This is a genomic window from Candidatus Atribacteria bacterium, from assembly GCA_011056645.1.
Classification (GTDB): Bacteria; Atribacterota; Phoenicimicrobiia; order Phoenicimicrobiales; family Phoenicimicrobiaceae; genus Sediminicultor; species Sediminicultor quartus.
In genome coordinates, this window is the sequence record DSEL01000186.1 from 35,544 (window position 1) to 57,533 (window position 21,990).

17 protein-coding genes are annotated in these 21,990 nt (G+C 38.5%); 13 read left to right on the plus strand and 4 right to left on the minus strand.

Annotated elements, in window-relative coordinates; translation table 11 throughout:
- The first annotated feature begins 1 nt into the window (after position 1).
- From ENO17_08945 to ENO17_09005, 13 genes are all read left to right on the plus strand, one after another.
- On the plus strand, positions 2-1,468 hold the full coding sequence (locus ENO17_08945) for a pyridoxal-phosphate dependent enzyme (protein ID HER25160.1): 1,467 nt from the start codon (positions 2-4) through the stop codon (positions 1,466-1,468).
- 40 nt (positions 1,469-1,508) lie between these two features.
- Entirely contained in the window at positions 1,509-2,462 is a 954-nt protein-coding gene (gene pyrB / locus ENO17_08950) for an aspartate carbamoyltransferase (protein ID HER25161.1), read from the plus strand.
- A gap of 175 nt (positions 2,463-2,637) precedes the next feature.
- On the plus strand, positions 2,638-4,938 hold the full coding sequence (locus tag ENO17_08955) for a xanthine dehydrogenase (GenBank protein ID HER25162.1): 2,301 nt from the start codon (positions 2,638-2,640) through the stop codon (positions 4,936-4,938).
- Positions 4,935-5,819, plus strand: a complete 885-nt coding sequence (locus tag ENO17_08960; protein HER25163.1) for a xanthine dehydrogenase family protein subunit M — start codon at positions 4,935-4,937, stop codon at positions 5,817-5,819. The genes ENO17_08955 and ENO17_08960 overlap by 4 nt, the downstream gene beginning before the upstream one ends.
- Positions 5,812-6,300, plus strand: a complete 489-nt coding sequence (locus ENO17_08965; GenBank protein ID HER25164.1) for a (2Fe-2S)-binding protein — start codon at positions 5,812-5,814, stop codon at positions 6,298-6,300. Before ENO17_08960 ends, ENO17_08965 begins: the two co-directional genes overlap by 8 nt.
- 51 nt (positions 6,301-6,351) lie before the next feature.
- Positions 6,352-7,710: an 8-oxoguanine deaminase gene (locus tag ENO17_08970; GenBank protein HER25165.1), complete on the plus strand. Its 1,359-nt coding sequence runs from the start codon at positions 6,352-6,354 to the stop codon at positions 7,708-7,710.
- Positions 7,711-7,724: 14 nt separating this feature from the next.
- Positions 7,725-9,056, plus strand: a complete 1,332-nt coding sequence (gene ssnA, locus ENO17_08975; GenBank protein ID HER25166.1) for a putative aminohydrolase SsnA — start codon at positions 7,725-7,727, stop codon at positions 9,054-9,056.
- A 299-nt stretch (positions 9,057-9,355) separates the two neighbouring features.
- On the plus strand, positions 9,356-10,066 hold the full coding sequence (locus tag ENO17_08980) for a hypothetical protein (GenBank protein ID HER25167.1): 711 nt from the start codon (positions 9,356-9,358) through the stop codon (positions 10,064-10,066).
- A gap of 72 nt (positions 10,067-10,138) precedes the next feature.
- Positions 10,139-10,606, plus strand: a complete 468-nt coding sequence (locus tag ENO17_08985; protein HER25168.1) for a hypothetical protein — start codon at positions 10,139-10,141, stop codon at positions 10,604-10,606.
- A 309-nt stretch (positions 10,607-10,915) separates the two neighbouring features.
- The gene (locus ENO17_08990) at positions 10,916-12,451 is read left to right on the plus strand and encodes an ABC transporter ATP-binding protein (protein ID HER25169.1); all 1,536 of its coding nucleotides are present in this window, start codon (positions 10,916-10,918) and stop codon (positions 12,449-12,451) included.
- Complete coding sequence (locus ENO17_08995; protein HER25170.1) at positions 12,451-13,530, plus strand: ABC transporter permease; 1,080 nt, start codon at positions 12,451-12,453, stop codon at positions 13,528-13,530. Before ENO17_08990 ends, ENO17_08995 begins: the two co-directional genes overlap by 1 nt.
- Before the next feature lie 2 nt (positions 13,531-13,532).
- Complete coding sequence (locus ENO17_09000; GenBank protein ID HER25171.1) at positions 13,533-14,462, plus strand: ABC transporter permease; 930 nt, start codon at positions 13,533-13,535, stop codon at positions 14,460-14,462.
- A gap of 301 nt (positions 14,463-14,763) precedes the next feature.
- On the plus strand, positions 14,764-15,942 hold the full coding sequence (locus ENO17_09005; GenBank protein HER25172.1) for a BMP family ABC transporter substrate-binding protein: 1,179 nt from the start codon (positions 14,764-14,766) through the stop codon (positions 15,940-15,942).
- 614 nt (positions 15,943-16,556) lie between these two features.
- Here the strand turns inward: ENO17_09005 and ENO17_09010 are convergent.
- The 4 genes from ENO17_09010 to ENO17_09025 form a co-directional block, all read right to left on the minus strand.
- Positions 16,557-17,198: a hypothetical protein gene (locus ENO17_09010; GenBank protein HER25173.1), complete on the minus strand. Its 642-nt coding sequence runs from the start codon at positions 17,196-17,198 to the stop codon at positions 16,557-16,559.
- Positions 17,199-17,300: 102 nt separating this feature from the next.
- Complete coding sequence (gene selD, locus ENO17_09015) at positions 17,301-18,263, minus strand: selenide, water dikinase SelD (protein ID HER25174.1); 963 nt, start codon at positions 18,261-18,263, stop codon at positions 17,301-17,303.
- A 111-nt stretch (positions 18,264-18,374) separates the two neighbouring features.
- Positions 18,375-20,258 (minus strand): selenocysteine-specific translation elongation factor, encoded by a 1,884-nt coding sequence (gene selB / locus ENO17_09020; GenBank protein ID HER25175.1) that lies wholly within the window; start codon positions 20,256-20,258, stop codon positions 18,375-18,377.
- 12 nt (positions 20,259-20,270) lie between these two features.
- Positions 20,271-21,680, minus strand: coding sequence for an L-seryl-tRNA(Sec) selenium transferase (locus ENO17_09025; protein ID HER25176.1), 1,410 nt, complete (start codon positions 21,678-21,680; stop codon positions 20,271-20,273).
- Positions 21,681-21,990 lie beyond the last annotated feature (310 nt).

Here is a 21,990-nt window from a genome sequence, read left to right on the forward strand (position 1 = left end):
AATGATTGATCTAACTATTAACGAAAAACAATTAGAAAGAACTGTAAAGAGAGCCAGAGAAAAAAATATTGTCATCCCCACTTTTGAACAGATGAGAAATCCGGAGCTTATTCCCCAAAAAATCAAAGATCATCTAAAAGATGTAGGATTATGGGATATTAATTCTTATAATCTTTTTCGGATTACCTGGAAGAATGAACCGATAAAAAAGGGTGGCCAATTCGATGGGGTTAATTTTGTAGAGTTACCTCCCGAATTAACCGGAGTAAAAGCTAAAATATACGCTTTAGTAGGTAAATGGTTTCCCACCGGAGCCCATAAGGTAGGAGCTACTTTTGGTTGTCTGGTCCCCAGATTAGTGACCGGTCAGTTTGATCCTACTTCCCAGAAAGCAGTCTGGCCTTCTACCGGCAATTACTGCCGGGGCGGTGCCTATGATTCTGACCTGCTTTCCTGCGAATCCATTGCTATTCTCCCGGAAGGGATGAGCAAAGAACGCTTCGACTGGTTATCCAAAGTAGCCGGAGAAGTCATTGCTACTCCGGGAACCGAGAGTAATGTAAAAGAAATTTTTGATAAGACCTGGGAATTAAAAAAGACCAGGGATAATGTGGTCATCTTCAATCAGTTTGAGGAATTCGGTAATCACCTCTGGCATTATGATGTTACCGGTCATGCCATGGAAGAGGTCTTATCTCAAGTAATGAATTCAAAAGATCATTATGCCGGAGTGGTTCTGACTACCGGTTCTGCTGGTACCCTGGGTTGCGGAGATTACCTGAAAGAAAGATTCCCTACCAGCAAGCTCGCGGCCGGTGAAGCTTTGCAATGCCCCACACTTCTGGCTAATGGTTTTGGTGCTCATCGCATTGAAGGGATAGGGGATAAACATGTCCCCTGGATACACAATGCCAAAAATACCGATCTGGTCATTGCCGTAGATGATAACAACAGTATGGGGATCATCCGTCTATTTAATGAACCGGTTGGGCAGAGATATTTAAGCAAAAAAGGTGTCCCTGCAGAAATCATCAAAAAATTGCCTCTTATGGGAATCTCCAGTGTGGCTAATATGATCATGGCTATTAAGTTTGCTAAATATTATGAATTAACCGAAAAAGACATCGTCATAACTGTCTTTACCGATTCCATGGAACTTTACGGCTCCCGGTTAAAAGAGTTAGAGGAAGAGTTTGGTCCCTATAATGAAATAGATGCAGCTATCGATTTTCATCGTAACCTGCAGGCACTTACTATTGATTATATGCAAGAATTAACCTACTATGATAAGAAAAGGATCCATAACCTCAAATACTTTACCTGGATAGAACAACAGGGAAAGGGTTTAGAGGAATTAGATGCCCAATGGTATGACTATGAAAATTACTGGGGTGGTATTCATAACCAGGTCGATGAGATAGATAGATTGATTAGAGAATTTAATCAGAGGACTGGTCTGTTAAAGTAAATAAAAGAATAAAATTAGAACATAAAATAGGAGGTTTTCAATGCGTAGTTTTTTAGGAAGAGATATCCTCTCTTTGAAAGATTTTGAGAGGGAAGATTTTGTTAGAATTTTTGAAGTTTGTAAAAAATTAGAACCTATTGCCAAGAATCGTAAAAACAGTAATATTCTGGCCGATAAAACTATGGTAACCGCATTCTATCAACCAAGCACCCGTACCCGCTTGTCTCATGAAGCAGCCATGCATCGTCTTGGCGGCCATGTACTTGGTTTTGCGGATGCAAAAATGACCCGAGCGGGCGATTTCTATCAGGAAAGCATTAAAGATACTGTTAAAATGCTGGAATATTATGGTGACGTTATTGTAATGCGGCATTTTCAACAGGGCGCCCCGGCTGAGACAGCAAAATGGGCTAGCGTTCCTGTAATTAACGCCGGTGATGGTTGGGGAGAGCACCCTACCCAGGTTTTAACCGATCTATATACCATTCTACAGGAAAAAGGTACTATTGATGGGTTGACTTTCCTCTGTATTGGCGATATGCGTATGCGCACGATGCATTCCATTTCCTATGCACTTACCCAATTTGATGCCCAGGTTATTTACGTAGCCCCACCTGCAATGTCAATGACCGAAGAATTTAAAGCCGAGTTAAAAAATTACAACTTGCGTTTCAAGACAGCAGAGCATGTTGCTGATGTAATTAATGAAGCGGATGTTATCTACATGGAACCTGTTGTGCAGGCTGATTATACCAAATCTCGTGAAGATACAAAGTCAGACAAAGGCTTAACCCCTGATAATTACCGGGTAACTCGCGAACTTTTAGAGAAGAAAGCAAAACCCAATTCAATTATATTGCATTCTCTGCCGAGAATGGATGAACTGCCTCCAGACGTCGATATCACCCGACATGCACGTTATTGGCAGGAAGCCTTTAATGGAGTTGTTTTGAAAATGGCTTTGCTCGCATTAATTCTGGGTGCCGAAGAATAAACTTCTTATAAGAAACAAGATAATTCTATGTGGTTAATAAAATAAATCCAAACAAAAAGTATAAAATTTTAGCATAGAGTAGCATGGAGAAGTTAGATTAGCATTCTACATTATTTATCTATCTTATTATCTATTGGTATTTTTGGGATAGAACTACTGAAAAGCGAGGCGAGGCATGGATTATAGTACAGTTAATAAACCAATAAAACGGATTGATGCCTATGAAAAAGTTACTGGAAAAGCCAAATTTGGTGCTGATCTTTTCTTTACCAATATGCTTTATGCCAAAGTTTTACGAAGTAAATATCCCCATGCTCTAATTTTGAAAATTAACATCAAAAAAGCTCTGGCTTATCCGGGCGTAAAAGCAGTGATTACGGCGGATGATATTCCTAATAATGAATTTGGAGTTATTGTTCAAAATCAACAAGTGTTAGCTCGACAACAAACTTTTTATAGCGGGGATGGCATTGCTGTCATTGCTGCCGAGACTAAAGAGTCAGCTGCAAAAGCTCTGGAGTTAATTGAAGTAGAGTATGAGGAATTACCGGGTATTTTTGACCCGGAAGAAACCGAGAAAAAAGATGCTCCTCTAATCCATCCGGAGCTAGAAAATAATCAGGTGGTTCATCATCAGTTAAGAAAGGGAGATATTGAAGGGGGATTTACTCAGGCAGAGGTAATACTGGAAAGAGAATATACCACACAATTTGTAGAACACGCTTATATTGAGCCTGAGTCGCTCATCGCAGTCCCCCATGAACAAAATGCTTTAGTAACAATCTATGGTTCAATTCAGAACCCTTTTTCCTGCCGAAATGCTGTGGCCAGCGTACTCAAGGTACCCTTGAATAAAGTGAGAATAATTCAGAATCATATGGGTGGATCATTTGGAGGCAAAGACGAAGTGATGTCTTCCATGGCTGCCCGGGCTGCCCTCCTGGCTCTAATAACCAACCAACCAGTCAAGATGGTTAATACCAGAGATGAGTCAATTCTCGAAAGCTACAAACGCCATCCTTATAGGATGAAATACAAAGTAGGTGCCACCAAAGAAGGCAAGCTGATAGTAATGGAGATTAAGTGTTTGGCTGATAGTGGAGCTTACGCCTGCCAGACTCCTTTTGTTACCTGGCGTTCAGTTGTCCAGGCTACCGGTCCCTACGAGCTGCCTAATGTGAAGACAGATACTTACGGTTATTACACCAACAATATATATACCGGAGCAATGAGAGGTTATGGTTCCCCGCAGATTGTCTTTGCCCAGGAATCATTAATGGATGAGCTGGCCGAAGCACTACAGATGAACCCCATGGAGCTGCGTTTGAAAAATATCTATCATAATAATTCTATTACTGCCAGTGGACAGAAATTAGATAATCACCAGGTGAGTCTGGAAGAGGTTATTCATAAAGCGGTTAAAGTCAGTAATTATAAGGAGAAATATAGAGAATACAGCAAATCACAGCCAGGAGATAAAAAAAGAGGAATCGGTATGGCTGTCAGTTTTAGAGGCTGTAGCCTGGGTGCTGAAGCAACCGATGCTGCAGGAGCCATAGTCGCCGTACAGCGTGACGGAAGTATCTTAATCTCCTGCGGATTAGCAGAAAATGGTGAAGGCTTAAAGACTGTTTTTACTCAGATAGCTGCCGAAGAATTAGGTGTGTACACTCAAAGGATTAACTATATGGAGGTTGATACTTCAGTATCTCCTGAAAGTGGGGCTACGGTTGCCTCCCGCAGTACTATATTAGGTGGCAATGCCGTAAAAAATGCTGCCTATCAATTAAAAGAAACTCTTATTGAAATAGTCGCCGCTAAATTTAAAATTAGAACAGATCATTTGGATTTTAAGAATGAAAATATATATGATAAAAGTAAAAATCAAAAGATCATTTCTTTTGATGAGGTTGTAAATTTAGCTGATCAGCAGGGAATATTTTTATCTGCTTATGGTTGGTACAAAGCTCCTGATATTTCCTGGAATGAAGAAATTGGTCAGGGCAGACCCTATTTCACCTATGTTTATGGTTGTCAGATAGCAGAAGTGGAAGTTGATATCGCAACCGGTCAGGTAGAAGTATTAAAGATGACCGCTGCTCATGACGTGGGTAAAGCCATTAATCCTGCCTGCCTTAAAGGGCAGATCTACGGTGGCGTAATGATGGGCTTGGGTTATGGCATTATGGAGGAATTAGAAAGCGAAGAAGGCTATATCAAAAATACTAACTTTGATGAATATCTAATTCCTACGGTAAAAGATATGCCGGAAATTATCCCGGTTATTATAGAAAATCCCGATCCTCATGGTCCTTATGGAGCGAAATCTATCGGTGAACCAACTTTAGAACTGGGTGCCCCTGCCATTGCCAATGCAGTAGCTCAAGCAACCGGAAAAAGAATTAGGCATTTACCCCTTAATTTAGAACGGGTATTACTGGGATACTCTTTAAGAAAAGGTAAAACAAAGAAATGATATCTTATGAATTTTTGACCACCCGAAAAATAGAAGAAGCCTTGAATTACTTAGACAAATTAACTAAGGTTCATATTTTAGCTGGCGGAACGGACTTTTTAGTTGACCTTTATAAAAAAAGCTCTCGCTTACCGGACTTTGATTACCTGTTAGATATAAGCAATATCTCGGAATTAAAAATTATTAATTTAAATAACAATTTTATAGAAATAGGGCCGCTGGTAACCCATTCCCGTTTGATCAATGAGCCGCTTATTAAAAATAATTTTCCGATAATAAAGGAAGCAGCTTGTACCATTGGTTCAACCCAGATACGTAATCGTGGTACTATCGGAGGAAATATTTTAAATGCTTCACCGGCAGCAGATCTTCTACCTCCTCTCATCGCCTTAAGAGCTGAAGTAGAATTAACTTTCAGGAAAGGCAAAAGGGTACTACCTTTAGAAGCATTTTTAGCTGGTCCTTACAAGACCAAATTACAGTCCAATGAGCTACTGACTAAGATAAAAATACCTCTGCTTGGTGATAATTATTATAGTGATTTTAAAAAAATTGGCCGGAGAAAAGCCTTATCTATTGCCAGATTAAGTCTTGCCCTGATTACCAAAATAAATAAAGAAGGTATTTTCCAAGATACCAGAGTTGTACCAGGTTCAGCTACACCTTATCCCCAATCCCTTCCAGAGACCGAAAAAGCGGTTAATAGTAAATCGATATTTAATATTGATTTAGAAGAGATTGGTAAGATAATCAGTAAGGAAATGATTTCTATCACTGGAGAAAGATGGTCTACTCCTTACAAAGAACCGACTATTGCTGTTCTAGTTAAGAGAGCGCTGAAAAAAATTATTGGGGAGGCAAAGATCAATAAAAATGAATAAGATTATAGTTACTTTCATGGTTAATGGCAAGGAAGTAACCTTAAAAGTAAGCCCTAAAGAGCGTTTACTTGATACTTTAAGAGAACAATTAAAATTAACTGGAACCAAAGAAGGTTGTAGTGTTGGTGAATGCGGAGCCTGCACGGTTATCCTTGATGAAAAAGCAGTTTCTTCCTGTCTGGTTCTTACCGGGCAGATCGGAGGGAGTGAGGTTTTAACTATTGAAGGGCTAGAAACTAATGGAAAGCTTGATCCTTTACAACAAGCTTTTATTGATTATCATGCCATACAATGCGGCTTCTGTACCCCGGGGATGTTGATGTCCGCCAAAGCATTACTTATGCACAATCCTCATCCCAGCCGAGAAGAGATTAAAACTGCTATAGAAGGTAATCTTTGTCGTTGTACCGGTTATGAACAAATTATCCAAGCGATTGAATATTGTCAAGGGGACGGTTCTACTGACAATATTTCTATTTAATATTGTCAGTAGAACCGTCCCCTTGACAATAGCAAGAAGGAGATTTTATAAATGTCTTCTATATTAATTAAGAATATAAAAGAGATTGTAACTATGGATAGAGAAAGAACCAGATTAAAGAGTTACAGTCTTTTGATTAAAAATAATATAATCAGCAAAATTGCTCGTGATATAAAACTTGAAGCTGATAAGGTAATTGATGGTTCTGATTATTTTCTTTATCCTGGGTTGATAAATACCCATCACCACTTTTATCAAACTTTAACCAGAAATATTTCCCAGGTGCAAAATGTAGAGCTATTTAATTGGCTCAAATATCTTTATCCTATCTGGGCTCGCTTAACTCCCGAAGCAGTTTATTACAGTAGTCTGGTAGCTATGGGAGAACTTCTAAAAACCGGTTGTACTACTGCGGTGGATCAATTCTATGTTTTTCCCAAGGACCAGCCCAAAGAACTGGTAGATGAAGAATTTAGAGCGGCTCAAGAAATTGGGATTCGATTTCATGGAAGCAGAGGCTCTATGTCTTTGAGCGAAAAAGATGGCGGATTGCCTCCGGATTCAGTAGTACAGACAGAAGAAGAGATTTTGAACGATTCTCAGCGGGTTATCGAAAAATTTCATGATTACCGGCCTTTTGCCATGCAAAGGGTGGTATTATCCCCTTGTTCCCCGTTTTCGGTTACTGAAAATCTTTTGAAGGAATCGATTAAATTAGCTCGGAGTTATAAAGTAGAGAGCCATACCCATATAGCCGAAACCAAAGACGAAGATGATTTTTGTCAGGAAACTTTTGGTCTTCAACCATTAGATTATATGGAAAAAGTCGGCTGGTTGGGGAATGATGTTTGGTTTGCTCATTGTGTCCACCTGAATGAAAAAGAAATAAATTTATTGGCTGAAACAGGGACAGGAGTGGCGCATTGTCCGGTATCCAATCAGAAATTGGCTTCCGGAGCGGCGAATATTCCTTATATGTTAAAAAAGAATGTACCGGTGGGATTAGCAGTTGATGGCAGCGCCAGCAATGATTCTTCTAATATGATTGCTGAACTTAAAGCAGCTTTATTGATGCATCGATTAATTTATGGTATCTCCAGTATGTCTGCCGAAGAAGTGCTAAGTATGGCGACCAATGGTGGCCGTGATGTCCTTAATCAGCCGGAGATTGGCAGTCTTGAAGAAGGAAAAGCGGCAGATATGTTTTTGATCAATGTAAAAAGATTAGGATTTGCCGGGGGTTTGCACGATTCTGTTTCTGCTCTGGTTACTTCCGGTGATTCCCAAATTGTGGATATTACGATAGTAAATGGCAGGATTGTAGTTCGTGATGGAAGATTGCTCTCTGTTAATGAAGACAAAGTGGTGGAAAGGGCCAACAAGATTTCCCAAAAAATGATTGAAGGATAGAGGAGGGGAGAAAGATGTTGATCGTCGGAAATGGAACAGTTCTTACTTTTGATAAAAATTCCCGGGTTATCTCTAAGGGCGGAGTAGTAATCGAGGAAGAGAGAATTTTGGCAGTCGGGGATACGGCAAAATTACTGATCAAATATCCTAAAGCCGCATTTAAAGATGTTCAAGGCAAGATAATAATGCCGGGTATGATTAATACTCATATGCACCTTTATAGCACTTTTGCTCGAGGTATGAACCTTAAAACTGAGCAACCACCTAAAAATTTTGTGGAAATATTAGAAAAACTATGGTGGAGATTAGATAAAATTTTAAACGAAGAAGATATATATTGCAGTGCTATTTATGCTCTTTTAGATAGTGTTAAAAAAGGAACTACCACTATTTTTGATCATCATGCCAGCAGCAATCTTATCGATGGTAGTTTAGACATTATTACTGAAGCAGTCCGACAAACCGGTATTCGGGCAAATCTATCGTACGAGATTTCCGATCGGGATGGTCATGAAAAAGCTTTAGATGGGATCAGAGAAAACGAAAGATTTATTAAAAAAGCACAGCAGGAAGGCAATAATTGCCTGGGAGGATTAATCGGACTTCATGCTTCCTTTACATTGAATAATGAGACTTTAACTGAAGTGGCTGCTCTGGCAGACAGGCTGAGAGTCCCTTTTCATATTCACGTTGCTGAGGGTAAAGCCGATTACTATGAAAGTAAAACCAGGGGTTATCAAGGGGTAGCCGAACGCTTAAATCGCTTTCATATCCTGCGACCCGGTACTTTGGCTATCCATGGAGTTTATCTTAAAGAAGAGGAATTAGAAGTTATCAAGGAGCACAACAGTTACTTAATCCATAATCCAGAATCTAATATGGGTAATGCAGTGGGTACTGCTCCAATTAAAGCTGCCATGGATAAGGGTGTAATAGTAGGATTGGGGACAGATGGTTATACCAGCGATATGTTTGAAAGTATTAAAGTAGCTAATCTATTACAAAAACACGATTCAGGTAATCCCCAGGCTGGCTGGGCAGAAGTCTTTAAGATAGTTTTTAAGAATAACTGTGAAATTGCATCCGGATTTTTTGGAGAAACTTTGGGCGTCCTTCAAGCTGGAGTCCCAGCGGATGTTATTGTGGTAGATTATTATCCGCCTACTCCTATTAACAGTGAAAATGCTTATTTCCATATTTTATTTGGTATAAGTGGAGATATGGTCGATACCACTATTGTCGGAGGTAAAATATTAATGGAAGATCGAGAGATATGTGGTATAGATTACCAAAGAATTACTAAAAGAGTAAGAGAACAAGCAGAGAAGTTTTGGAAACGATTTTAAAACTCCCCCTGTCTTTATGAAGGTAAAAGCTCCTATTTATATGGATAAAGCTTATTCAATAGATGATCAATTTTTATATAATAAAGATATAAAAAATATTTTTAAAATTTGTTTAAAATTTACTTGACATTGCATGAAAAATAAGTATACTTATTCAGTGTATAATTGATAATTGTTTGAATGATGTACTAAATTAAGGTAACAAACAACAAAACAATCTTTTTCATAATTATACCTCCTTTACAAGCTCGCTTTGCTCATGGCAAGGCGAGCTTTTATTTTTTTCGTAAAAAAAGAGGATTTATAAAAACATTTATAGAATTATAATTATATCTAACTGGCAAATAATAAAAACATCATTTTTTCCAAAGGAGAAAATTATAATAAATAAAATAAGTTTTTTACTAATTTTTATCCTGATCTTAAATATATTCCTGTGGTTAGGTAATTTTTCAGCAGATAGTAAGTTTTACGTCATTAAGGATCAAGCGGGAAATATAGTGCGCTTTACTTCCCAGCATAAGATTACCGGGGAAGAGAAGGCAGCAGGCTACACTATTATTGAAAAATATAGTCTCCCCAAAGAGACAGATCCTTATGGCTTTAATAAAATAGATTGGGAAAAAGCAGAAGCAAAAGCAGAAGAAATAAAAAAAGCATTGAAAGCCGGGAAGGATAAAGATCTGCCCTATCCGCAATTTACCGTAGTGGCCACCGCTTATACTCCCCACCAGAGATCATGTTGGCCTTATGCTGATGGTTTTACTTCAACGAACTACAAAGCCGGATATAGAAGCATAGCGATTGACCCTGAATACGGTATTTTTCGTTATGGAGATGTGTTATATATAGAAGGTTACGGAGTAGGGTTAGCCAATGATTGTGGAAGTGCTATTATAGGGAACAGGATAGATGTGTGTTACGACCTGGGGGATGAGCAAAAAGCCCTGGATTGGGGAAAGAAAAAAGTAAGGACATGGATTTTAACTCGATTGGCAGGTGATAAGTAGTATTTTTTAAAATAAAAAAGAAGAGAATTTTGTTTGAATATTTAAAAAAATGGTGTAATGAGGAGGAAATCAATGAAAAAAATTAATTATCTATTTGGTTTTTTGCTTTTGGTTATAGGAATAGTATTAATATTATCGAACTTTGGGATAATAAAAATTATTTGGGAGAATTTATGGCCTTTATTTTTATTAGTACCGGGGATTATTTTTGAATTGAGTTATTTTATCTACAGGAATGATTCCGGTCTTTTGGTCCCAGGGGGGATACTTCTTACTTATGGTTTATTATTTTTAGTTAATGTTACATATGGCTGGCACTTGATGGAAGATTTGTGGCCTATCTTCCCTTTGGGGGTAGCAATAGGTTTACTTCAGCTTTATCTTTTTGGAACGCGAGAAAAGGGACTCTTAATTCCAATCGGGATTTTGAGCACCGTTTCTCTATTTTTCTTGGTCAATAATTTATTTTTTGTTGATTTTGCTTTTTTAGCAGGAATTGTATTAGTAATAATTGGAGCATGGTTTATAATAAAAAAATAGGGACACATCCCATTAAATTTATCAGGATGTGTCCCTATTTTCCAATGTTGGCTCTTGTTTTTTCCTTGGGCGTTTGGTATATTTATACTAATTATAGTAGATGAAAATAGTAGCACGATCTAGGAAGAATAGTATCGATATATTCGAAGAGTATTACCGGAAACCAACTGATTTACTGTCCTATCATTAGAAGATTTTATTGAAAAAAAATCCTATTACCATACTCATTAATTTAATAAATTTAATAGATAGTACAGATAAGAGCTTTAATTAATCCCGCATACAACAAAGAAGGATAAAGGAGTGACCTTGGATAATTCAGAAGGTTATGCAATCGAATTACGAGGAATTGTTAAGCGGTTTCCCGGTGTAATTGCTAATAACGGTATTGATCTCAAGGTTTGTCGTGGCGAGATTCATTGTCTTCTCGGAGAGAATGGCGCAGGTAAAACTACTTTAATGCGTGTCCTTTATGGCCTCTATCAACCCGACGAAGGGGAGATTATCCTAAACGGCCAACCAATTCAAATGACCTCTCCTCGAACTGCACTTAATTACCATATCGGAATGGTACACCAACACTTCCGCCTTGTTCCTACGCTATCGGTGGAGGAGAACATTATTCTCGGTTTAGATGAGGGAACCGGTTTATTTATGAATTTCCACAAGATAAGAGAAAAGATTTCATCTATCGCTCGAGAATATGGTCTACCGGTCGACTTGCAGGCAAAGATTTGGCAGTTAACTGTTGGTCAACAACAGCGGGTGGAAATCTTAAAGGCGCTTTATCGTAAGGTCAATATCCTGATCATGGACGAGCCAACAAGTGTCCTTACCCCCCAGGAGGTTGATCAATTATTTACCACCTTACGTACCTTAGTTGATGACGGATTAACTATTATCTTCATTACTCACAAACTTGATGAGGTGATGCAGGTGAGTGACCGGGTGACAGTACTGCGTAAGGGAAAGGTTGTAGCAAATCTCATTACTACCAAGACGGATAAACCAACTTTGGCCAAGCTAATGGTCGGTCGCGAGGTGGTCTTTCGTCTAAAGAAGAGCCCCTTGAAACAAAGAGAGAAGCTTCTTGAGGTAAATGACCTGCATGTATTGAACGATCGCGGACTCCCGGCTCTTCGTGGACTATCCTTTGATCTTTTCGGAGGAGAGATTCTGGGTATAGCCGGAGTATCAGGCAACGGGCAAACAGAACTCGCGGAAGTTATTACCGGGCTACGTAAGTCAACAAGGGGAAAAATATTATTAGCCAACAAAGAAGTTACTAATTATTCTGCGCGAGAAATGAACGATCTGCATGTTGCTCACATTCCGTCGGAGAGAATTAAGATGGGAATTGTCCCTGCTCTTAGCATTCGTGAGAATCTGATTCTGAAAAAATATTGTCGACCTCCTTTTTCTCATAGAGAATTTCTTAACAACAAAGCAATTGAAGATAATGCACGTTGCGCAATGTCTGATTTCCAAATAACTGCTCCGAGTTGTGAAACACCTGCAAAACTCCTCTCAGGAGGGAACATTCAAAAAGTAATCCTGGCACGCGAACTATCCGAAAGACCTAATCTGATTGTTGCGGTGCATCCTACTTATGGTCTCGATATCGGTGCTACCGAACAGGTGCGGCAAACTCTCTTAGCACAACGGGAACAAGGTGCAGCCACTTTGCTCATCTCAGAGGATTTAGAGGAAATTATGACCCTGTCTGACCGGATTCTGGTCCTATTCAATGGTGAGGCAATGGGTATTCTCAATACAGAGAGAGTCGATATAGAGCAGATTGGTTTAATGATGGCTGGCACAAGGTACCATAAGGGAGAAGAATAATGAAGAGACATGTAGGTATTAAAATTGAGAGAAAACCGCTTGCCTCTGGACAGGAAGTGTTTTTTGTATCACTTCTGGCTATTCTTGCAGCATTCCTGGTAGCAGGAATATTCTTCCGGGTTTATGGCGTTTCTCCTATCAAAGCCTATCAGCTAATACTACATGGATCACTGGGAAGCAGATTTGGTTTAGCCGAAACAGTACGCAGAGCAATTCCTCTATTGCTCTGCGGAGTAGGATTAACCATTGCCTTTCGCGCCCTCTTTTGGAATATCGGTGCTGAGGGACAGCTCCTCATGGGAGCGGTTGCTGCCACTGGAATTGCTCTCTTTAGTGGGTTGCCGGATCCACTACTCTTACCGGCGATGTTTATTGGTGGATTTATTGGCGGAGCAATATGGGGATTTATTCCGGCTATCTTAAAGGTAATATTAGGATTAAACGATGTCATTACGACGCTAATGATGAATTATATTGCTATCTACTTTATAGAATGGTTAATCCACGGTCCATGGAAAGGACCCTCTGCGCGCGGATTTGCCTATTCAGATACCTTTCCACGAGCTGCCTGGCTGCCGACTATCTACAATACACGCATCCACTGGCCAACATTAATGCTGGGGCTTTTTCTTGCTGTTATGATGTACGTAATGGTTACACATACCAGGAGTGGATTTGAGATTCGAGTTATCGGGGAAAATCCCGATGCAGCAAAATTTGCCGGTATCAGCCAACTTAAGACCACCCTGCTTGTCATGTTGATCTCCGGAGGTTTTGCAGGCTTAGCCGGAGTTGGTGAGATAGCGGGTATTCATCTACGACTATTGGGACCGACTAATATCTCGATGGGGTATGGCTATACTGCAATCATCGTTGCCTGGCTGGCAAGGCGCAATCCTTTGGCGGTAATCATCACCTCATTTTTATTTGGCGCTATTATGACCGGAGGGGATGTAATTAAAGTATCGCTTGGACTACCCTTCCAGTTGATCAATGTATTTAACGGATTAATATTATTTTTCCTTATCGGAAGTGAAATTATTCTTCGTTACAAAATATCCTTTTTATCGAGGAGGTAGCTATGGGTTGGGAAACATGGATAATTACAACACTCAGCCGTTCTCTTGCTTATGGGACGCCACTTCTTTTGGGAACACTTGGTGAGATCTACGCGGAACGTTCAGGTGTATTGAATCTTGGTGTCGAGGGCATGATGATCATGGGGGCTTATTCTGCTTTCACCACTGCCTATATCACTAAAAATCCCTGGTTGGGGATCCTGATGGGTGCAGTTGTCGGTGGCGTCTTTTCTTTAATCCACGCTTTTACCAGCGTAACACTTAAAGCGAACCAGGTAATATCCGGACTTTCCCTTACCATGCTCGGTCTTGGTCTATCAGGTGTATTAGGACGGGGTTGGGAGGGTAAGCCGCTTCCTGTACCGCTTCCCAAGATCACCATTTCGGGACTCTCCAGTATCCCTTTTTTGGGGCCTGCACTTTTCGAAAATCAGAATTTTATTGTTTATCTAACAATTCTTATTGTGCCTTTATTGTGGTATATACTCTATCGTACGAGAATCGGGATCACCATCCGTTCTGTAGGGGAGAGCCCTGCTACTGCCGACTCTTTAGGGATAAATGTTAATCGGGTACGTTATGTATGTGTACTTTTAGGAGGGATCCTCGCCGGTGTAGCAGGGGGATATCTTTCGGTTGCCTATCGACCAGCATGGACCGAGGGAATGACTGCGGGAATGGGATGGATTGTTATTGCTTTGACTATTTTTGCTTTTTGGAATCCGGTTAATGGTATGTTAGGAGCCTACTTGTTCGCCGCTCTTTATCATTTGTCGTATCGCCTACAGCCGTGGGTATCACCGGAATTGCTTAAAGCAATGCCTTACGCATTTGCCATTCTGGTATTAATATTTGTCTCGCGTGGAACCTTACAAAAGCGGATGGGATCACCGGCTGCATTATCCTTACCTTACACCAGGGGAGAGGAGTGAGTTCGATACTTTCTTTGAACGATTTGCTTTTTTCCAAAGTGTTTGTTAAATTTATAATGATGGTAAAATAAAAAAAAGAATAAGATCAAGAATAAGACGAACAATTCTTTACAAGATAATTAGGAAAATAATATAATTAAAAATCAAGAGAAAGCAGATTATTATTCGATATTCAATAATGGCAACAAATAATTCGAGTGTAGGAGGTGAGGTGGGTAATCCTGAATATAGGTTAAAGTAAGCAGTGAAAGTTGTAAAAATTAAAATGGCTGTTTCAACAGCCCAAAAAGGAGGTTACAAAATGTCTGTTCAACGAATTAAAATCATGTTAATAGCTCTGTTACTGATAACAGTCATCTTCAGCTTTGCTTCATTTGTTATAGCTAAAGAGTACGTTCCCGGTACACCACTTAAGGTGGGATTCATCTATGTCGGACCTATTGGCGACTTGGGTTGGAGTAATGCACACGATGAAGCACGGAGAATCTGCGAGGATACTTTCCCCTGGTTGGAGACGGTCTATGTAGAGAGTGTTGCTGAGGGAAGCGAGGGGCTTTATATTGACAAGCTAATTGTGGAAGAGGGTTGTGATGTGGTATTAACTACCAGTTTCGGCTTTATGGATGGGACACTTATTGCAGCCCAGAAATACCCGGATAAGATCTTTGCCCATTGCTCAGGTTTTAAACGTAATCCAAATCTAATGACCTACATGGCTGATTTTTACCAGATCTACTACCTGAATGGATTGATCGCCGGAGCGCTCACCAAAACTAATAAGACTGCCTATGCAGGTGCTTTCCCCATTCCCGAAGTAAAACGTCATATGGATGCTTTCGCTGTGGGTGTAAGGGAGACCAATCCGGAGGCTGAGTTGCATGTACGATGGATATATGAGTGGTTCAGTCCCACAGCGGCCAAGGAGGCAGCCGAAGCCTTGCTCGCCGAGGGATGTGATGTATTTGCCTTTACTGAAGACTCGCCGACGGTCGTACAGGTCGCTGCAGAAAGTGGTTTTCCATCCTTTGGACATTACTCACCGATGTACAAATTCAGTCCCGAATATGTCGTTTCCGGACAGATTGCCCACTGGGAAGCGATCTACCTTGATTTTCTTGCTAAAGTCTATGCCGGTGTCTATACAGCACATAACCTTACTAATGTAGACTACTGGTGGTTACTAAAGGAAAAGGCAGTAGAAATAGGAGCCGAGCCAGGTATGTTGATAAATCCCGCCTACGAGGATAAATTAAAAGGGAAATATGTAGATGATCCCGTCCTGGGAAAGATTAGCGTTTATGATCTGGTGATGAAGAGGTTGGAGCAGATGGCCGATCCATCGATGGTATTCGATCCGTTCAATGGTCCCATCTACGATCGTGACGGGAATCTGAAAGTTCCCGAGGGCTTACGAATGTCTGTATTTGAACTGACTACTATGGATTGGGCGGCGGATGGTATCGTCGGACCCTGGGAATAAGAGAAGCTAAGCTAAACTTGGGCGGCACCCTCCACTAAAAAAAATAGGGACACATCCCATTTTTCTCTATCTATAAAGAAGAGAAAAATGGGATGTGTCCCTATTTTTAATTTCTTAACAGGTGGAAACTGGTCCACTATAAGGATAGACTAAAAATCCTCTCTGTAGAAAAAAATTAGAATAGTCGATCTTGAATCCTTTATATTGATTTATTAAGTTTTTATCTGCTACAAAGTCAATGCTGTCTTCTGAGTAGGTTTCGTCATTTTCTTTCTGCTCATCCAGAGCAAGATTAAATTTTGGACCTCCTCAACCTATTCCTGTTAAAAATATTCTTATTACTTTAGTAGATTTATTTTTTTCTGCCAAAACTTTTTTTATTTCATCTAAAGCCTTGTGGGTAACTTTTATATTCATTTCTTTCCTTTCTAAATATTTAAAATATTTATATAATTTTATAAGCGAATATGATAATACTATATATGAGTATATTTGTCAACATTAAAATAAAATAGGGACACATCCCATTTTTCTTTTCTTAGAAAAATGGGATGTGTCCCTATTTTAGTGTTCTTCATTTTTCACCAGTAAACTACTGGTGGTATTTAACTCCCTCATCCACCACTTGAAGGTACTGTGACGGTTACTGTATCACTTTTCATTACACTATCTTCGGTATAATTTACGGTAATAGTTGCGGTGGTGGCCGAGCATGTTGATAAAACCGTAATTACTCCATTTGCGACCGTGATTTTAGAGTTATTTGATGTATACGTACAAGCAGTAAGTGCTATATTTGCTTCAGAACCATTATCATAATAAGCGGTAATTGAAGTAATGGTTTTTGAGCTACCTGCATTTATTGATATGCTGGTCGGGAGTACTTCTATAGAAGAAAGCAAGGTTTCGCCCACAATAATGGTAAATGATTGAGTGGTTGATTTATATTGATCAGATACTTCAATCTCGACCTCATTTTCACCAATTTGGTCTTCTGTTGGAGTCCAGCTGATTACTCCGGTCGTAGAACTAATAGTCATGCCGGTAGGGTTAACAGTTAAGGAATAAGTTAAAGTATCTCCATTAGGATCAGTAGCTTCTACGTCATAAGTATAGGCAACTCCCTCTTTTGCAGTAGTTACCGGATCAGATTCAATAACTGGTGCGCTGTTGAAAAGAAAGCAGCCGGTAAATAAAAATGCCATTAAAAATACACTTAAGCTGAGTAGTAATTTCTTATTTTTAATGATAATCACCTCCTTTCTATGGCAAATATATCGTAGTTTTTTATAAAATTATTTATTGAAAATTATATAAATAATATCACAATTAGTTAAACAGATAAAGATATTTTTTATTTATTTTATTTTAATTTTTCTTCCTGAGAAAACATTTATGATTTTCCCGATAATTTGGCTGGAAGTAAATCCCTGTTGGAATAAAAGATTTTTTGCTTTTTTTGCCTGCTCGGGGCTTATAGACAACAATAATCCCCCTGAAGTTTGGGCATCATAAAGAATAATTTCTTGCTCCGGTAAAATATTAGATATTTTTTCTACAGAACAGGAATAAATTTCCCTGTTTTTTAACGTTCCTCCTGGAATCATTCCTGAGGAAATATATCTATCTAAGCTACTAATGAAAGGAATATCATTAATCCATAATTCAGCTCCTAAATTATTTTTCCTGAGCATTTCACTTAAATGGCCGATTAAACCAAAACCGGTGATATCAGTTAAACTGTGGATAGGTGATTTTAATAATTCTTCAGAAAGGCGATTTAATTTAGTCATCCAGAAAATTGCTTCCTTTAGGGCTGAGGAATTTGGTTCGGCCATACCACCTTTAAGGGCAGTAGATAAGATTCCTGTTCCCAGAGGCTTAGTTAATATTAGTAAATCCCCTTCCCGGGCAGTATCATTATAAATGATATTCTGTGGATGAATTAATCCCACTACAGCTAATCCATACTTTGGTTCTTTGTCTTTTATAGTATGTCCCCCGGATAGAATTGCACCTGCTTCTGCTACTTTTTCTGCTCCCCCTTTTAGAATAAGCTCTAAATCATCTAATCTATCTTCGGGAAAGGCAACTATATTTAAAGCCATAAGAGGGTTTCCTCCCATGGCAAAAATATCACTTAGGGCATTAACGGCCGCGATTTGTCCAAAAGTATAAGGATCATCGACTATTGGCGTAATGACATCCAGGGTAAAAATTAGAGCTTGGTTTTCATGTAATCGATACACCGCTGCATCTTCATATTTTTCGAATCCCGCTAATAGATTAATATCTTTTTTAACATTAATTGTTTTTAAGATCTCACCGAGATCTTTAGGATTTAATTTGGCTGCTCATCCGGCAGCAGAAACCATTTGGGTTAGTTTCCTTTTATCTGTCAAATCTTTTTTGTCTCCTTTTTGATAGTTAAATTAGCTGAGTTTAGTTTTTAATATTCTCACATTTTCTTTACGTTGGGTAATTTTTTCCTCATCCATTTTATTAAGCAAAGGGATAATATATTTTCGACTAATCCCCAACAGTTCCCGAACCTTTGCAATCGAGATAGAGCCATTTATCTTTAAAAAACTTATTAATTTATTTTTCATAATATCATAATTTTCCTTTTCAAGTAAAATGCCATCGGTTAACTTGATAATTTTTCCTTCTTGAATTAAAAAATCTATTATTTCCTTGCTTCCTGAAATTTGGGTAATAAGTGTTTTTTGGTCAGGGGGATTGGTGGGATTATCTTTCAGGATTTTTAATATTTTAAAAATTAATATTTCTTGCTGTGAAGAAATTTTAGGTTTACGCTCGAGTAAAAACATTTTTCCTTTTTCTAAACCTATTTTCTCTGCATTGATCAGAACATCTAATAACCACTTAAATATTTCCGGTTTTAAATAATGAAAATAACTTTGGAATTTATTGGTAGGGAAACCGTTTTGTAAAGGATAAAGTTTGTATTCCTGATTTAATCTCTCCATAAATATTTTTATCTGTTTTTGCCAGTAGTTTTTTTCAATCAGCCAGAGAGAAGTAGCGATAATTTCACCTTGTTTTTTTAGAGATTCAACACCTTCCCTGATTTCTGAGTCAGCAAAACCACTATTAACTAATAGATCATCCTTTTTAATAAAAAGATTCTTTTTTAATTCAGTTAAAATTAATTCTCTCAATTCCAATTTTATTCTTTTTTGTAAGAGATTAAGGATGTTTTTGTCTTTAAAATGATGCTTGTAGGCTAAAGGGTCGACAATCCATCCCCCGCCAATGGTTTTGGGTGGACTAGGTATTCTTAAAATAAAGCGGTCTCCCAAATAAGTTGACAGCGGTTCCTTAAAACGAAGCTGAGCGAACCCTTTTTCGCCGGGTTTTAGGTCTTCAGTTTGGTTGAGAATTATTTTTGCCGGTATTTCTTTCGTTCCAGTAAAAAAAGCTACTTCTGACCGATTTTTTAAGGAATATTTTTTCAGCTGGGGGAGGATCTGTAGATAGATATCTATATTCTTGCTGGCTTTAATCTCTTTACTTCCGAAGATAATATCTCCTCGGTGAAGCTCCTCTTTTTCTATTCCTGCTAAATTAAGGGCTGTTCTGTTTCCGGGAAAGACTTTTTCTGTTTTTTCTTTATAATTCTGTAAATTTCTAATTCGGGCTTTTTTATGGGATGGAAAAATAGTTACTTCCATCCCCTTTTGGAGAGTTCCTCCTGCTAAAGTACCGGTGACCACTGTGCCGCTTCCTTTAATATTAAAGACTCGGTCTATAGATAGTCTCGGTTTTCCCACATCTCTTTTTGGTTTCATCTGGGGGATTAAATCTTTGATTGCTGATTTTATCTGATCAATTCCTATATTTTTCACTATGCTTACTTTTATGATAGGCGCGTTTGAGAGAACAGTGTCTTTTAATCTCTCTTTAATCTGTTTTTCCACTAAATTCACTCTGGCTTGCTCTACCAGATCGATTTTAGTTAGGGCGATGATACCGTATTTTATATTAAGGAACTCTATAATTTGAAGATGTTCTTCGGTCTGGGGCATCCAACCTTCATTGGCATCAACCACTAAAATGACTGCATCAATTCCGGTTGCGCCGGCGATCATATTTTTTATCAGGTTTTCATGCCCAGGCACATCGACTATTCCTACCTTTTCTCCGGAAAGAAGTTTCATCCAGGCAAACCCCAAATCTATGGTCATACCTCTTTCTTTTTCTTCGGGTAGACGATCTGTATCTATGGAAGTTAGCGCATAGATTAAAGCGGTTTTGCCATGGTCAATATGGCCTGCTGTACCAAAAACAAACATAGAAACCTCTTTTTATTGTAGTTTAGAATAGGTTGATTTAATTATATTTATCACTAACTTGTCTAAAGATGGGTCAATGCAGCGGGGATCTAAAATAAAAAATTCTTTTTCTTTTCTTCCTACCAAAGGAGGTCGATAGGAGTGTAATGCTTGGGAGAAAATTTTCGCCGGACAGGGAGGTTTTATAACAACTAATTCGGTTGGTAGGCTTTGTCCGGGTAAGGAACCTCCGCCAATAGCAGTCTCTCCTTTTTTGTTAAATGTGGGGATATTTTCTTCTTTCAGCTTTTGGCTGATATTCTGACTGCGAGCAGTAATTTTTTCTAAGGGACAGGAAATCATTTTCCAGATGGGAATTTCGTTTACTGCTTCACCTCTTAGATAGGATAATAAAATTTCCTGAAGAATGGTTAAGGTGATTTTATCCACTCTTAATGTTCGGAATAAAGGGTGCTGAGAAATTTTATTCAGGTAAATCTCTTTTCCGCAAATAACTCCTCCCTGAGGACCTCCTAAAAGTTTATCTGTGCTAAAACAGACAATATCAGCGCCGTTTCTGATACTTTCTTGAACAGTTGGTTCGTGTTTCAATCCAAAATTCTCGGTATTTAAAAATGTTCCACTGCCCAAATCTATTACTACCGGTAATTTATATTTTTTTCCTAATTTTTTAAGTTCATTGATTTCTGTTTGATGAACAAAACCGTTTATCTGAAAATTACTTTGATGAACTTTTAATAGCATAGCAGTATTATCATTGATTGCTTTTTCATAATCATCGATGAAAGTTTGGTTAGTAGTGCCCACTTCTCGAAGATAAGCCCCGCTTTGTTCTAATATCTCGGGAATGCGGAATCCTCCTCCGATTTGAACCAACTCTCCTCTGGAGACGATAACTTCTTTATTTTTTGCCAGGGCGTGTAATATTAAGAATATCGCCCCAGCATTATTATTTACTACCAAGCTATTTTCTGTGTTGCTGAGGGTACTAAGTAATTTTCCTACAATTTCTCCTCTTTTCCCTCTTTCACCTTCAGCAAGATCATATTCCAAATTGCTATAGCCGCTTAAAGAGGCTTGAACTGTTAAAAGCATTTCTTTGCCAAGCGGTGCTCTCCCCAAATTAGTATGGAGAATGACCCCACTGCCGTTTATAACTTCTTGCAACATAGAAAGATTATCTTTTTCCAAATATCCTTTAATTTTATTTATCCTTTCTTTCGATGAATAGAGGCGGCTATTTTTACGGGCATTTTTTTTCTCTTCAGAGATAACTATTCTTACTATTTGGGTAAGCACTTTTCGGGAATGTTTTTTTATTAAAGGTTTTAGCGCTTTATTTTGTAAAATGATTTCTACACTGGGAATATTTGATAGCAATAAATTTATTTTATTATTGTTTAAATCCTTATTATTCTTCAATTAGTAAAATTTCTCCTTTACTGATCTTTTTAAAACAAAGATAATAATGAAAGTTAGAAGAAAAAAATATCGAAGTGAAAAATTAATGGCGGGAGGGGTAGGAATCGAACCCACCGCAGCAATTAAAAATAATTACCGCCCACGGATTTGAAGTCCGCAAGGCCCACCAGAGCCTATCCGCTCCCCTATTGTTTAACTTTTTTAGTTTTTTTCTATTTTAATTATAAATTGTATCGCAAGACTTTACAAGGGGAGATATTAAAGTATCAAGCATATAGTATCTATTGTCGAGTTAAGAAAGAGAAGAAAA

Coding starts and splice junctions, on each gene's coding strand:
- ENO17_08945 (HER25160.1), top strand. CDS start 2: ATGATTGATCTAACTATTAACGAAAAACAATTAGAAAGAACTGTAAAG.
- pyrB (HER25161.1), top strand. CDS start 1,509: ATGCGTAGTTTTTTAGGAAGAGATATCCTCTCTTTGAAAGATTTTGAG.
- ENO17_08955 (HER25162.1), top strand. CDS start 2,638: ATGGATTATAGTACAGTTAATAAACCAATAAAACGGATTGATGCCTAT.
- ENO17_08960 (HER25163.1), top strand. CDS start 4,935: ATGATATCTTATGAATTTTTGACCACCCGAAAAATAGAAGAAGCCTTG.
- ENO17_08965 (HER25164.1), top strand. CDS start 5,812: ATGAATAAGATTATAGTTACTTTCATGGTTAATGGCAAGGAAGTAACC.
- ENO17_08970 (HER25165.1), top strand. CDS start 6,352: ATGTCTTCTATATTAATTAAGAATATAAAAGAGATTGTAACTATGGAT.
- ssnA (HER25166.1), top strand. CDS start 7,725: ATGTTGATCGTCGGAAATGGAACAGTTCTTACTTTTGATAAAAATTCC.
- ENO17_08985 (HER25168.1), top strand. CDS start 10,139: ATGAAAAAAATTAATTATCTATTTGGTTTTTTGCTTTTGGTTATAGGA.
- ENO17_08995 (HER25170.1), top strand. CDS start 12,451: ATGAAGAGACATGTAGGTATTAAAATTGAGAGAAAACCGCTTGCCTCT.
- ENO17_09000 (HER25171.1), top strand. CDS start 13,533: ATGGGTTGGGAAACATGGATAATTACAACACTCAGCCGTTCTCTTGCT.
- ENO17_09005 (HER25172.1), top strand. CDS start 14,764: ATGTCTGTTCAACGAATTAAAATCATGTTAATAGCTCTGTTACTGATA.
- selB (HER25175.1), bottom strand. CDS start 20,258: ATGTTTGTTTTTGGTACAGCAGGCCATATTGACCATGGCAAAACCGCT.